Raw genomic sequence first — 13,048 nt, 5'->3', positions numbered from 1 at the left:
CAACGAGAAGTGGCGGCTGACGCCACGGAGCTTTCCGCAGGCCAGCCGCCACTTTCGACGACTCTGGAGAACGAGTTCGGCCGTTCTCCTATATCTAGGTCTAGATGTCGTAGTAGAGCTCGAACTCGTGCGGGTGCGGCCGCAGCTGCACCGGCGCGATCTCGTTGGTGCGCTTGTAGTCGACCCACGTCTCGATCAGGTCCGGCGTGAACACGTTGCCGGCCGTGAGGAAGTCGTGGTCGTCCTCGAGGGCGTCGAGGACGGCGCCGAGGGAGGTCGGCACCTGGGCGATCTCGGCCATCTCGTCCGGCGGGAGCTCGTAGATGTCCTTGTCGATCGGCGCGGCCGGCTCGATCTTGTTCTGGACGCCGTCGAGACCGGCGAGCATCAGCGCCGAGAAGGCGAGGTAGGGGTTCGCCGACGGGTCGGGGAAGCGGGTCTCGACGCGCTTCGCCTTCGGGTTGGTGCCGGTGATCGGGATCCGGACCGATGCGGAGCGGTTGCGCGAGGAGTAGACCAGCGAGATCGGGGCCTCGAAGCCGGGGACCAGGCGGTGGTAGGAGTTCACCGTCGGGTTGGTGAACGCCAGCACGGCCGGCGCGTGCTTGAGGATGCCGCCGATGTACCAGCGGGCGACGTCGGACAGGCCGCCGTAGCCGCTCTCGTCGTAGAACAGCGGCTCGCCGCCCTTCCACAGCGACTGGTGCACGTGCATGCCCGAGCCGTTGTCGCCGTAGATCGGCTTCGGCATGAAGGTGACCGACTTGCCCTCGGCCCACGCCGTGTTCTTGATGATGTACTTGAACTTCATGACATCGTCTGCGGCCTTGAGCAGCGTGTCGAACTTGTAGTTGATCTCGGCCTGGCCCGCGGTGCCGACCTCGTGGTGGGCGCGCTCGACCTGCAGGTTGACGGCCTCGAGGTTCTTGACCATGTCGGCGCGCAGGTCGCTGTAGTGGTCGTAGGGCTCGACGGGGAAGTAGCCGCCCTTGTAGCGGGTCTTGTAGCCGCGGTTGTCGTCCTGGGCGCCGGAGTTCCACCAGCCCTCGACGGAGTCGATGTGGTAGTAGCCCTCGTTCTCGCCCGTCGAGTAGCGGACCGAGTCGAAGATGTAGAACTCGGCCTCGGGAGCGAAGAACGCGGTGTCGGCGATGCCGGTGCTGTCGAGGTAGGCCAGCGCCTTGCGCGCGATGTTGCGCGGGTCGCGGGAATAGGCCTCGCCCGTGATCGGGTCGTGGATGAAGAAGTTGATGTTCAGCGTCTTCGACTTGCGGAACGGGTCGATGTAGGCCGTCGTCGGGTCGGGGAAGAGCGCCATGTCCGACTCGTTGATGGCCTGGAAGCCGCGGATCGACGAGCCGTCGAAGCCGAGACCGTCGTCGAACACCGACTGGTCGAACGACGACACGGGCACGGTGAAGTGCTGCATGATGCCGGGCAGGTCGCAGAAGCGCACGTCGACCATCTCGACGCCTTCGTCCGCGATGAACTTGAGCAGCTCTTCGCTGTTGCTGAACATTCGTTCCTCCTCGGCTGACCAGGTCAGCCTCCGGTTGGGATCCCTCCGGTGGGATCGAGGTCTCGAGCGATCGTACCTACGCGACGCTGCGTGGATCTCCGCTGACCGAAACGTACGAACGGGCGGTTTCCCGTCCATGACCCTTTTGTTTCAGTGATGTAACAGGTTTCCCGACAGGCGCCGCCATGGGCGCTCCGCAGGGTGTCTAGCCTGTGCGGGTGGCCGACTTCCCGACCGCGTCCTGGGGACGCCGGATCCTCGCGCTCTTCGTCGACTGGGCGATCTCGACCCTCGTCGTCCTCGGCTTCGTCGGACTCGACCGGTACGGCGAGCCGGGCTCCGGCGCACAGGGCTACACGCTGCTCGTCTACGTGATGGAGGCCACGGTGCTCACCTGGCTCGGCGGGGGCTCGATCGGCAAGATCCTGACCGGGCTCTGCGTCGTGCCGGCCGAGGGGCCGCTGCGCCGGCTCAACCCGCTGAAGCTGTTCGTGCGCCAGGTGCTGGTGATCCTGGTGATCCCGCCTTTGGTGTTCCGCCCCGACGGCAGGGGGCTCCACGACGTCGCAGCGGGCACGGCGACGGTCACGTTCGGCACCCTCGCCAAGCTGCGCGGGGCCTGATGACCGCTGCCACCTTAGGCAGCCGGCCGGCCCGGACCGGGCGCGGAAATGAGGCATCCGGCCGATGTTCCACCCGTGGCCTTAGGGCGACCGTGAGGATCACCGGGGAGAGCACCCCGGGTCCCGACCTCAGGAGCTCGCCATGTCCGTCTACGTCACCGAGCAGGTAGCCCGCCACCAGATCAGCGACCGGGTGCGCGCCGCCGAGCAGCGCCGCGCGCCGCGCGATGCGCGTTCAGCAGATCGCGGCTACGAGACCATGACGCCGGCCGTGCCCCGGCCGCGTCGCCGGTTCGTGCCGCAGTTCGCGCGGGAGCTGGGCGTCTAGCGGCCGCGCAGGTTGCCGCGCATGCCCTTCATGCTCGTCGGCACCGGGCCCTTGGGCATCGGCACCTTCGGCCGCTGGGCGTCGAGCGCCTTGAGCCGGTGGAGCAGCTCGGTGAGCTCGGCGGGCTTGACCTGACGGCCGAGCTTCTGGACGTGCCGCACCAGCTTGGGCAGCGGCACCTCGCCCTCACCCGAGCCGACGATGACCTCGTGCACGGGATACTCGGCGGCCACCCGCTCGTGCTTCCGGCGCTCGCTCGCCAGCAGCGCCCTGAGCCGGCTGGGGTTGCCCTCGCCGACCAGGACGATGCCCGGCGGGCCGACGACCCGGTGGACGAGGTCCTGCTGCTTGGTGAACCCGATCATCTGCTCGGTCGTCCAGCCGCGGCGGAGCATCGTGAGCGCGCGGGCACCGGCGCCGACCTGCCCCTCCATCCGGGTGTACGCCGCCTTCTGCGCCCGTCGGCTGAACACGATCATCATCGCCAGCAGGCCGATGAGGAGCCCGGCGATGATCGCCATCACGAGGGCGAACGTGCCGCTCCCCGGGAGCAGGAAGTAGAAGACGGCGAAGCCCGCACCGCCGAAGAGCAGGAAGGCGCCGAGCATCCACCACCCGATGGCCTTGTCGACCTGTCGGGACATCTTGAACGTCTCGACGATCTGCTGCCGCCGGCTCATCGTCGACGGATCGAGCGGAGTGTTGCTCATGCGTTGCTGACCTGCATCTCTTCGGACTGACGGGACTCGATCGCCTGACGGTACAGGCGACCGGCGCGGTAGGACGAACGGACGAGGGGGCCGGACAGCACGCCCGGGAAGCCGATGTCCTCGGCCTCCTCGCGGAGCTCGACGAACTCCTCCGGCTTGACCCACCGCTCCACGGGGTGGTGGTGGAGCGACGGGCGCAGGTACTGGGTGATCGTCAGCAGCTCGCAGCCGGCGTCGTAGAGGTCCTGCATCGCCTGGCTGACCTCCTCGCGGGTCTCGCCCATGCCGAGGATCAGGTTGGACTTCGTGACGAGGCCGAACGCGCGGGCCTGCGTGATCACGTCGAGCGAGCGCTCGTAGCGGAATGCGGGCCGGATCCGCTTGAAGATCCGCGGCACCGTCTCGACGTTGTGGGCGAGCACCTCGGGCCTCGACTCGAAGACCTGCTGGAGCAGCTCGGGCCGGCCGTTGAAGTCGGGGATCAGGTTCTCGACGCCGGTGCCGGGGTTGAGCTCGTGGATCGCCCGCACGGTCTCGGCGTACAGCCAGGCGCCGCCGTCCTCGAGGTCGTCGCGTGCGACGCCGGTGATGGTGGCGTAGCGCAGCTCCATCGAGCGCACCGACTCGGCCACCCGGCGCGGCTCGTCGCGGTCGAGCGGCTGCGGCTTGCCGGTGTCGATCTGGCAGAAGTCGCAGCGGCGCGTGCACTGGTCGCCGCCGATGAGGAACGTGGCCTCGCGGTCCTCCCAGCACTCGAAGATGTTGGGACAGCCCGCCTCCTGGCACACGGTGTGGAGGCCCTCGGACTTCACCAGGTTGTGCAGCTGGCGGTACTCGGGTCCCATCTTCGCCGTGGTCTTGATCCAGGCCGGCTTGCGCTCGATCGGGGTCTCCGCGTTGCGGACCTCCAGACGGAGCAGCTTCCGGCCCTCGGGAGTGGGCGTGGGGGCGGTGCTGGTCACCCCGTCAGCCTACTCCCGCACCCTTCGCGGACCTCAGCCGACGTCGCGTCGCCAGAACGACGCCAGTGAGGCGGCGCAGGCGGCTGCGAGTACCGGGACCACGAAGGCCAGCGCGCGGCCGATCCTGAGCTCCTTCTCCACCTCGCACATCCCGACGTCTCCCTGCGTGCCGCACGGGACCTCGGCCCAGTACGTCGTGCCGTCGAGGATGATCGCCGCCAGGTTCAGGCCGGGGTTCCACACCGAGTCGATGCCGATGACCGCCAGCACGACACCGCCAGTGACGCACACCGCGAGGAGGATGCCGAGGGCCGCGACGGTGCTGCGGAACAGCATGGTCAACGCGTACCCCGCGAGACCGGCCGCGGCGGCGACGCCCGCTCCCCGCCACCCGCTCTGCAGGCAGTCGAGCAGCAGTCCGTCCGGGACGGCGATGTCACGGGAGCGGACGACCGCGGCGAGCAGGAGCCAGTACGCCGTCACGACGGCAGCCGTGAGCGCTCCCGCGACGGCGGTGACCACCACGGCCTTGGCCGTCCAGACGCGTACGCGGCGGGGCTCGAAGAGCAGCTGGTTGCTGACCGAGCCGCTGGCCCAGTCGTGCCCGGCGAACGTGGTGCCGGCGATGAGCATCAGCACGGCCAGCACCAGCACGACGACGAAGCCCGAGCCCTCCTCGCGCTCCTCCTCCAGCGCGAGCTCGTCCCAGTAGACGTACCAGTCGGCGCGGGGAAGCACCTGCTCGGCGCACACGTCTTCGACGTCGTCGATCTCCGGGTTGACGCCCCACTCCTCGGGGGTGTCGATGCAGCGCTGCAGCTGGCGCTGGGACCGAGGCTTCTCCGCCTCGCGCTCCGCCCGCGCCTCGGCGCGCGCGAGCTTGTCGGCGGGCGGCGGCTCGGTGTTGATCACGGTCGCGACACCGATCACGCCGGGGATCAGGATCGCGAGGCCCAGCAGCACGAGCACCGCGCGACGGGCGACGAATCGGGCGAGCTCGACCCGCAGCAGGCGGGTCATGCCTGCTCTCCCAGCTGCTCGTCCTCGGTGAGCGCGAGGAAGTAGGACTCGAGGTCGGCGCGCAGCGGCGTGAGCTCGCTCAGCCAGATGCCCGCCTCACCGAGCACCCTCGTCACCTCCGACGGCTGGTCGGTGTCGACCTGGAGGCCGGTGTCGAGCACGGTCGGAGCCAGGCCGGCCCGCGTCAGCACCTCGGCGGCGGCCGCCGGGTCCGGCGTCGCCACGCGGTACGCCGTACCGGCGCCCAGCAGGTCGTCCACGTCGCCCGAGGCGAGCAGCTTGCCGTTGCCGATGATCGTCGCGGAGGTGCAGACCTGCTGCACCTCGGCGAGGATGTGCGAGCTCAGCAGCACCGTCACGCCGGAGGTCCCCAGGTCGCGGATGGTCTCGCGGATCTCGCGGATGCCGGCCGGGTCGAGGCCGTTCGTCGGCTCGTCGAGGATGAGCAGGCTGGGCTCCTTCAGCAGGGTCGCGGCGATCGCGAGCCGCTGCTTCATGCCGAGCGAATAGCCCTTGTAGCGGTCCTTGTCGCGGCCGGTCAGCTTCACCTGCTCCAATGCGGCGTCCACCCGCGTCGCGGGAGCGCCGATCGCGCCGGCGAGCAGCTGGAGGTTGCGGCGGCCGCTGAAGTTGGGCGAGAACTTCGGCGACTCGACCACCGCTCCCACTCGCCCGATGACGTGCGGCAGCCGGTCCGGCACGGGCTCGCCGAACAGGCGCATCGTGCCCTTCGTCGGCCGGGCCAGCCCGAGCAGCATCCGGATCGTGGTCGTCTTGCCCGAGCCGTTGGGCCCGAGGAAGCCGTGCACCCGGCCACCGGCGGGGACCGCCAGGTCGAGATGCTGTACGGCGACCCGCGTGCCTCCGCGCAGGGAGCGGAACTCCTTGCGCAGGCCACTGGTCTCGATCACCAGGTCGCTCACAGGGGAGCCTCCGTCCGCGGGTCGGTCACGAAGGTCAGACGATCTCAGGGACCGAAAGGTTTGCGCGGAGGCGCGCCGGTCGGTGGTGCTGGTCGGTCAGGCGCGCCGCGACCGTCGGACGACGACCGCGCCGAGCGCGACAAGCAGCAGGCCGATCGGGACCAGCCACCACGGCGGCCCGCCGGTGTCGGGGAGGGTGCCGTCCTGGTCGTCGCCGTCGGGGTCGGGGCACGCCGCCGTTGCACTCGACGTGCAATCCGGTGGCTCGTTCCCGTCGTCGGCGCCGACCTCGTGGCTGGTGTTGTCGCAGCCGGGGCGCGCGCAGGGCTCGGCGCCTGGTCCGGTGCCGCTCGCGCTGTTCGCGACGAGCGCGCCCTCCTCAGCGTCCCGGGTCACCTGCACCTGGTAGGTCAGGGAGAGCGGACGGTCGAGGACCGGGATGTGCCACCGCAGCGCGTCGCCGCGCTTCCGGGCCGTGCCGGCCTCGGCATCGATCGAGCCGGGGACGAACCGCGCGTCGTCCAGCACGTCGGCCAGGTCGTCGACCACGCGCGCGTCGAGAGCCCCGGAGTCCGTCAACGGGCTGGCGGTCAGCGTGTAGGTGATGACGTCGCCGGCCAGCACCTCGCTCCCGGACGGCGGGTCGCTGCGCTTGGTCACGGTCCACGGGGCCCGGTCGTCCTCGACGGTGGTCGTCTGCTCGTCGCCGACGTTGCCTGCGTCGATGACGAAGGGATCGGCGACGGGGGAGTCCGGCAGGACGTAGCCGCGTGGCGCGAGGGTCTCCACCCAGAAGTACGTGCCGAAGTCGAGGTCCTCCAGGCGGCAGGTGCCGGTCTCGTTGGTGGTGCAGGTGCCCATCAGCGCGTCACCGTCGTCGTACTCTCCGTCGCCGTCGGTATCGCGGTAGAGGTCGAACGTCGCCGCCTCCAGCACCTTGCCCGTCACCGCGTCCACCTTGCGCACCTGCGCGGCCCCGGGCAGGCGGTTGTTGGTGAACCGGTAGGGCCCGACCTCGGTGCCTCCGTTGGCCTGGTTGATCGTGATCAGCGGGCTGGTCCGGTCCTGCGGCACCTGATAGCCCGGCGCGGGCGAGACCTCGTACCAGAAGTAGTCCCCGAACGGCAGACCGCGGCGGACGCACCGGCCCTGCGCGTCCGTCGTGCACTCCGTCCCCAGCGGCCGGTCCGTCGCCGGGTCGGCCTCGCCGTCGCCGTCGTCGACGTAGAGCTGGAACACCGCTCCCGCGAGTCGCGTGTCGTCCGCCGGGTCGACCTTCACGAGCGAGATGTCCGCCCGGCCGGCGATCGTCGTCCCGCACGCCCGGTCGTCGTTGTCGCCCGCTGCCGGGTCGAGCGACTCGGAGCCGACGAGGGCGGTGTTGCACACGTTCCGCCCCGCCCCGTCGGGCAGGACCATGGTGATCGTCGCGGACGCCGACTCCCCGACGCGGAGGGTGCCGAGCGTGCACCGGACGACCACGTCGTTGTCGGTGACCTCCGGAGCCGGGCACGGGTCGTCGGTGTCGTCCGTCGCCCTGACGAACGTCATGCTGTCGGGCACCCGGTCGGCGACGACGACGTTGTTGGCGGCAGAGGGCCCGTCGTTGGTGACGGTGATCCGCCAGGTCGCGGGCTCCCCGGCCTGCATCGGGTCGGGGCGCACCAGGGTCTTGGTGAGGTGGAGGTCCGAGACCCGCTGCACCGAGAGGACCTGCTCGGTCGTGTTGTTGGCGTACGTCGACTCCGGGGTCGACGTCTCGATCTGACCCTCGGCGCGGTACGTGCCGGTCGGGGTGTCGGTGGGCACGTGCATCACGACCACGCTCGTGTTGGCGAACCCGGGCTCGAAGAGCCGCGACGGGTCGGCCGAGCGGCAGGTCAGTGTGTAGCGGGTGTCGCTCCACGGCTCGGCATAGGGATCGGCCGGCGCTGCCGGGCTCCACTCACAGGTGTTGAACGGGACGTTGTGACTGACCGGCACGAAGCCCGCCGGGAAGGTCGTCGAGCCGGTCACGTCCCGCGCGGCCGACGGGCCGTTGTTGATCGTGTAACCGGTGAACGTCACGTCCTGTCCCGCGGCCGGCGTCGTGGTGCTCACCGAGGACGAGATCGCCACGTCGGCGAGCACGTCGAGGTCGGTGGTCACCGACGCCGTGTCGTTGTCGGGGTCCGGATCGGTCGCCGGCGAGCTGACCGTGGCCGTGTTGGTGATCGTCCGGGGCGAGTCGTCGGGGGAGGTGCTCGCGACCACCCGGACGGAGATCGAGTCGCCGACGCCGAGCGCGCCGAGGGAGCAGGTGACCTGCTGGCCCGTGGCCGGCGTACCGCCCGTCACCGCGCAGTCCGGGGACTGGGCGGGGTCGAGCGTCAGCCCGGTCGGCAGGGTGTCGGTGACGGTGGCCTCCTCGACCGCCGACGGCCCGGCGTTGACCGTGGTCAGCGTGTAGCCGACGTCGCCCCCGACGTAGGTCACGGGGGCGTCGGCGACCTTGAACTGCTGAAGGTCGGCCATCTCGATGATGTCCACCGTCGCCGTCGCCGTACCGCTCGCGGGGGAGCCGGAGGTGTCCGGCGTGGTCGACGTGGCGGTGGCGGTGTTGTCGACCTGCTCCGCCTCGGCATCGACCTCGACCGTGCCGCTGACGGTGATCACGACGGGCTCGTCGGTCCCGGGCCAGGCTGAGAGTGTTCCGAGGTCGCAGGTCACCGTGCGCCCGGCGATGTCGCAGGTGCCGGCGGTGGTGCTGACGGCGGTCGGCGTCATGCCGGCCGGAAGCGTGTCGGTGACTGTGACGTCCTGCGCGTCGGCGATCAGCTCGCCGATGCCGGTCGGCACGCCGACGGTGACCTGGTAGGCGAAGGCGGTGCCAGCGACGAACGAGTCGTGCCCGTCGGCAGGGTTCTCGACCGGGTCGACGGCCGCCTTCGTCACGTCGAGCTCCGTGCGCGGGGCCGTGATCGTCGTCGCCGCCTGCGCGTCGTTGTTGGCCAGGTCGGACTCAGGCGTCGAGGTCGTCACGTCGACGCGCGCGACGTAGTCGCCGGCCTCCTGGTAGCCCGCGATCAGGACGCGCACGCCGAAGGTGACCTCCTCGCCGGGTGCCAGGTCGCGGCCGTCGATCGTGCACACGAGCTCGCCGTCCAGGAGGGCACAATCGGCGGGCAGCTGGCCGTCGATGATCGCGGCGTCCCAGTCGACGGCGAGCCGGAACTCGACGTCGCGGGCGACCGACGGCCCGTCGTTGCGGAGCGTGAAGACGATGTCGCGCGGCGACCCAGCGCCCTGGTAGGACGGGTCGGGCGACGTGATCGTCAGGTCCGTCACGAGGACGTCGGCCTCGGCGACGACGGTCGTGCTCGCCGACGAGACGTTGTTGGCCGGTGCCGGGTCCGGGTTGCTCGGTCGGTTGCGCGCCTCGGCGACGTTGACGAGGGTCGTGCCGGCCGGGAGGTCGGCCGCGAACCGCACCGTGATCTCGACGGTGCGGGACTGGCCCGGATCCAGGTTCATCGCCGGGATCGGGAGGTCGCAGGTGACCTGTTGCCCCGCGGCCGTGCAGTAGGCCGGGGTGACGGATCCGGGCGCTCCCGCGGGGACGAGGGTGACGCCGTCCGGGAGCGTGTCGACCAGCGTGGGGGCGAGCGCGGCCTCGCCCTCCAGCGTGGCGTTGTTGGTGATCTCGAAGCCGTAGACGCCGGTCGTGCCCGCGGTCGCGGTGGCCGGTGCGCTCTTCTCGAGCGCGAGGTCGCTCACCGGCTGCCCGCTGAGGGTCCAGGTGGCCTCGTTGTTGCCGAGGTTGGCCGACGGCTCGCCGGGCGCGCTCGCGGTGACGGTCTCGGTGAGGTCGGGACCGGTGGTCAGGTCGGCGCGGGCGACCATCGTGACGACCACCTGCTGCGAGCCGCCGACGGGGATCGTCGCGGCGAGGTCGCAGGTGATCAGCCCGTGGTCGGCGTCGCCCGGCTGCGGGGTACCCGCCTCGGACGTGTCGCACGTCCCGCTGTCGGGCACCGCCGAGGTCACGGTGAAGCCGTCGACCAGCGGCACCTTGTCGGAGACCGTGACCCCCGTGGCGACCGAGGGACCTTCGTTGGCGACCGTGATGACGTAGCGGACCGTCCGCGGGTCGCCGGGGCTCGCCGCAGGGAGCGACGTCCGGTTCGCCTGCTTGGTGACGACCAGGTCGACCACCCGGTCGATGGTGGTCGTCGCGCTCGCGGTGTTGTTGCCCGGTGCCGGGTCGGTGCTGGTCGAGGCCACGTCGGCGACGTTGGTGCGAGTGCCCGACGCCGCGGCTGCGACGGTCCCGGTCACCTGGATCTGTACGGCGCCGCCCGGCTCGCCGGCCGGGCCCGCAGGGAGCCCGCCGACCTCGCAGGTGACGGTCTGTCCGCTGATCGTGCAGGTGCCGCGGCTGGCCGTGGCCGACGTCGGGGTGATGCCCGCCGGGACGGTGTCGGTGACGGTGACACCGGTCGCCGGGGACGGACCGTGGTTCGTCGCCGTCAGGTCGTAGGTGATCGTGCCTCCGGCCGTCGCGGTCGCCGGTGCGTCCTTGACCAGCCGGACGTCGGCGACCGGGTCGGCCACGGTGACCTGGGCAGTCGCCCGGTTGTCGGACGGCTCGGGGTCGGGGACCGAGGAGCCGACGCTGCCGGTGTTGCCCACGACGGTGCCCGGCTCGAGCGTGGTCGCGAGCACGCCCTCGACGACGACGCCGGCGGACGCGCCCGCAGCAAGGGTGTCGACGGTGCAGTTCACCGCGCTGCCCTGGGCCGCGGTACAGCTCGCGCCGCCCGTCGTGCTCACCACGGAGGTCAGCGTGAGCTGGCTGGCGTCGTCGACGGTGTCGGCGAACACGACGTCCACGGCGTCGGTCGGGCCGTTGTTGGTGACCTCGAGCGTGTAGCGCACGGCGCCGCCGGCGGGGGCGCTGCTGCGACCCGCCGTCTTGGTGATGGCGAGGTCCGCGGACCTCACGACGCCGAACGTGTCGCTAGAGACGTTGTCGCTGAGGTCCGGGTCGTAGGAGGTCGTGTCGACGTACGCGATGTTGGTGAGGGAGGTCGCGTCGGTGGACTGCTGGAGGTGCCCGCGGAGCCGGATGACGACGGAGTCGCCGTCGGGGATGCTGCCGACGTCGCACCGGGCCTCCCGGTCGACCACCTCGCAGGTGACCCCGTCCGGAGCGTCGAAGCCGTCGTGGGCCCAGCCGGCCGGGAGCGGGTCGCGCACGGAGACCTGGCGCGCGGTGTTGGGGCCGTCGTTGGTGACGGTCAGGGTCGCGACGACCGCGCCGCCGACGGCCGCGGGATCTGGTGCCACGGTCTTGGAGACGCCGATGTCGGCGCGGTTGATCACGGGGGTCGCGGTCGGCGGGGTGTCGTAGGTCGCCTCGACGCCGGTCGTGCCCGTGGCGTAGTCGAGGTGGGCGAGGTTGCGGACCGTCGTCCCGCCCGCGGCGTCGTCGAGCGTGACGCGGAACGAGTACGACGTCGAGGAGCCGACCGGGATCGTGCCTCCGGACGTGGCGGTCGCGCCCGTCCCGAGCCGGACCCGGACCGTTCGTCCGTCGAGCTCCCCGCGGTCGTCACCGGCGCCGTCGGTCAGGGGCCCGGCACCCGGGCCGCTCAGGATCCGGAGCGAGCCGGGGACGTACGTCGTGTTGGCGGGAAGCGGGTCCTCCGACACCGAGCGGACCGCGGGGTCCTGCCCGGTGTTGGCGTAGTTGAGCGTGTACTCGAGGGTGTCGCCCGGACGGGCCGGGTCGTTGCCGCTGAGGTTGACGACCGACTTCGACGACGTCGTGAAGTCGGGGGCGTAGAGGTTGATGGCGAGGCCGACGACCCCGGGGAAGTAGACGTCGCCGCTGCTCCCGAACGTGAAGGTCGCGCTGGTGGCGCCGTTGGGGATCGCCCCGGACGCACCGAGGTTCTTGATGTCGTAGCCGAGCATGTTGCGGTCGGCGGGCGACCGCGTGGTGACCGACGTGCCGTAGAGGTCGTTGGTGCCGTTGAAGAAGTTCGAGCCCGGTGAGATGCCGTCGGCCAGCTGGGTGTTGTTGAGCCGGGCGAAGTCACCGCTGGTCGACAGGTCGCCCTCGTAGGCCACCATCGACAGCTGCGTGTCGACGGGGCCCGACAGCGGCGCCGTGAAGCCGCTGACCGTCACCGTCTCCGGGGTGCCCGAGCCGACCGCGCTGAAGCCGTCGAAGATCGTCAGGTTGCGCAGCGGCAGCCCGGGGGCCGAGTAGGCGACGGTGATCGACCAGCCGGCGTAGCGGTCCTGGCCGGTGCCGGCGACCACGTTGGCTCCCCAGTAGGTGCCGTTGCCGGCGGCCCTGACCAGGGAGGTGACGTCGGCGAACTCCTGGTAGGCGTTGCTGCTGGCGGTGTTGGGCCCGAACTCCTCCTGCGAGGTGATGGTCTGGTAGCCGCCGCCCGGCACCCGGAACTGCATCTGCGTGCGGGTGCCGGTGCCGGCCGTCCCGCCGGAGCCGGCCGAGAGGCGTGCGCCCCAGTAGAGACCGGCCCACAGCACCGTTGCGCCGGCGGGCAGGTCGAGGGCGGACGACGAGGAGTTGAACGTCGACCCGACGTTGTCGGCGTCGAGGTTGACCATGTTGAACGAGTTGTTGTTGACCGGGGACCCGGCCCGCGCGTTGGCGCAGGTGATGTTGCTCCCGACCGAGCCCGGCGGGCAGGTCAGCAGGTTGTTGCCGATCGAGACGATCGCGCCGTTGGCGTTGGTCGAGAACACCTGCGAGAACGGCGTCTCGTTGGCGACCGGCTCGAGCGAGTCGGGCACGGGCGTCGAGGGGAGTCCGGCCAGGTAGAGGGCGGTAACGAGGAACAGCAGTGCCGTTCGGCGGACGAGTCCCGAGGTCGTCCAACGCTTGCGATGCCTCATCGGCCACCTTCCCGAGTCACCGCACCCCCTGCGCGGTGGTCGTTACTCTAA

8 protein-coding genes are annotated in these 13,048 nt (G+C 70.8%); 2 read left to right on the top strand and 6 right to left on the bottom strand.

What is annotated here, in order from left to right; genetic code table 11:
* Positions 1-100: 100 nt before the first annotated feature.
* Positions 101-1,519, bottom strand: coding sequence for a type I glutamate--ammonia ligase (gene glnA, locus HNR19_RS12235; protein WP_179668174.1), 1,419 nt, complete (start codon positions 1,517-1,519; stop codon positions 101-103).
* Between the two features lie 218 nt (positions 1,520-1,737).
* On the opposite strand from glnA, the gene HNR19_RS12230 reads away from it, so the two are divergent.
* Both HNR19_RS12230 and HNR19_RS12225 read left to right on the top strand, forming a co-directional pair.
* Positions 1,738-2,142 carry an RDD family protein gene (locus HNR19_RS12230; protein ID WP_343047169.1) on the top strand — a complete coding sequence of 135 codons (405 nt, stop codon included), beginning with the start codon at positions 1,738-1,740 and terminating at the stop codon, positions 2,140-2,142.
* Positions 2,143-2,284: 142 nt separating this feature from the next.
* Complete coding sequence (locus tag HNR19_RS12225) at positions 2,285-2,470, top strand: hypothetical protein (protein ID WP_179668172.1); 186 nt, start codon at positions 2,285-2,287, stop codon at positions 2,468-2,470.
* On the opposite strand, the gene HNR19_RS12220 is transcribed toward HNR19_RS12225, so the two are convergent.
* The 5 genes from HNR19_RS12220 to HNR19_RS12200 all read right to left on the bottom strand — a co-directional run bounded on the left by HNR19_RS12220 (position 2,467) and on the right by HNR19_RS12200 (position 12,997).
* The gene (locus HNR19_RS12220) at positions 2,467-3,180 is read right to left on the bottom strand and encodes a DUF4191 domain-containing protein (RefSeq protein ID WP_179668171.1); all 714 of its coding nucleotides are present in this window, start codon (positions 3,178-3,180) and stop codon (positions 2,467-2,469) included. The genes HNR19_RS12225 and HNR19_RS12220 overlap by 4 nt on opposite strands.
* Positions 3,177-4,142 carry a lipoyl synthase gene (gene lipA / locus HNR19_RS12215; RefSeq protein ID WP_179668170.1) on the bottom strand — a complete coding sequence of 322 codons (966 nt, stop codon included), beginning with the start codon at positions 4,140-4,142 and terminating at the stop codon, positions 3,177-3,179. The genes HNR19_RS12220 and lipA overlap by 4 nt, the downstream gene beginning before the upstream one ends.
* A 33-nt stretch (positions 4,143-4,175) precedes the next feature.
* Positions 4,176-5,162, bottom strand: a complete 987-nt coding sequence (locus HNR19_RS12210; RefSeq protein WP_179668169.1) for a hypothetical protein — start codon at positions 5,160-5,162, stop codon at positions 4,176-4,178.
* Positions 5,159-6,085, bottom strand: a complete 927-nt coding sequence (locus HNR19_RS12205) for an ATP-binding cassette domain-containing protein (protein ID WP_179668168.1) — start codon at positions 6,083-6,085, stop codon at positions 5,159-5,161. The genes HNR19_RS12210 and HNR19_RS12205 overlap by 4 nt, the downstream gene beginning before the upstream one ends.
* A 96-nt stretch (positions 6,086-6,181) precedes the next feature.
* A complete protein-coding gene (locus HNR19_RS12200) occupies positions 6,182-12,997 on the bottom strand; it encodes a SpaA isopeptide-forming pilin-related protein (protein WP_179668167.1) in 6,816 nt (2,271 codons plus the stop codon).
* Positions 12,998-13,048: the final 51 nt, after the last annotated feature.

The organism is Nocardioides thalensis, from assembly GCF_013410655.1.
Lineage (GTDB): Bacteria > Actinomycetota > Actinomycetes > Propionibacteriales > Nocardioidaceae > Nocardioides > Nocardioides thalensis.
The sequence above is the reverse complement of the archived record's forward strand: the minus strand, read 5'-3'. Positions and strand labels throughout refer to the sequence as shown.

What these genes read in the sequence shown, in the direction of transcription:
- HNR19_RS12225 (WP_179668172.1), top strand. Translation starts at nt 2,285, where the DNA reads ATGTCCGTCTACGTCACCGAGCAGGTAGCCCGCCACCAGATCAGCGAC.
- glnA (WP_179668174.1), bottom strand. Translation starts at nt 1,519, where the DNA reads ATGTTCAGCAACAGCGAAGAGCTGCTCAAGTTCATCGCGGACGAAGGC.
- HNR19_RS12220 (WP_179668171.1), bottom strand. Translation starts at nt 3,180, where the DNA reads ATGAGCAACACTCCGCTCGATCCGTCGACGATGAGCCGGCGGCAGCAG.
- HNR19_RS12210 (WP_179668169.1), bottom strand. Translation starts at nt 5,162, where the DNA reads ATGACCCGCCTGCTGCGGGTCGAGCTCGCCCGATTCGTCGCCCGTCGC.
- HNR19_RS12200 (WP_179668167.1), bottom strand. Translation starts at nt 12,997, where the DNA reads ATGAGGCATCGCAAGCGTTGGACGACCTCGGGACTCGTCCGCCGAACG.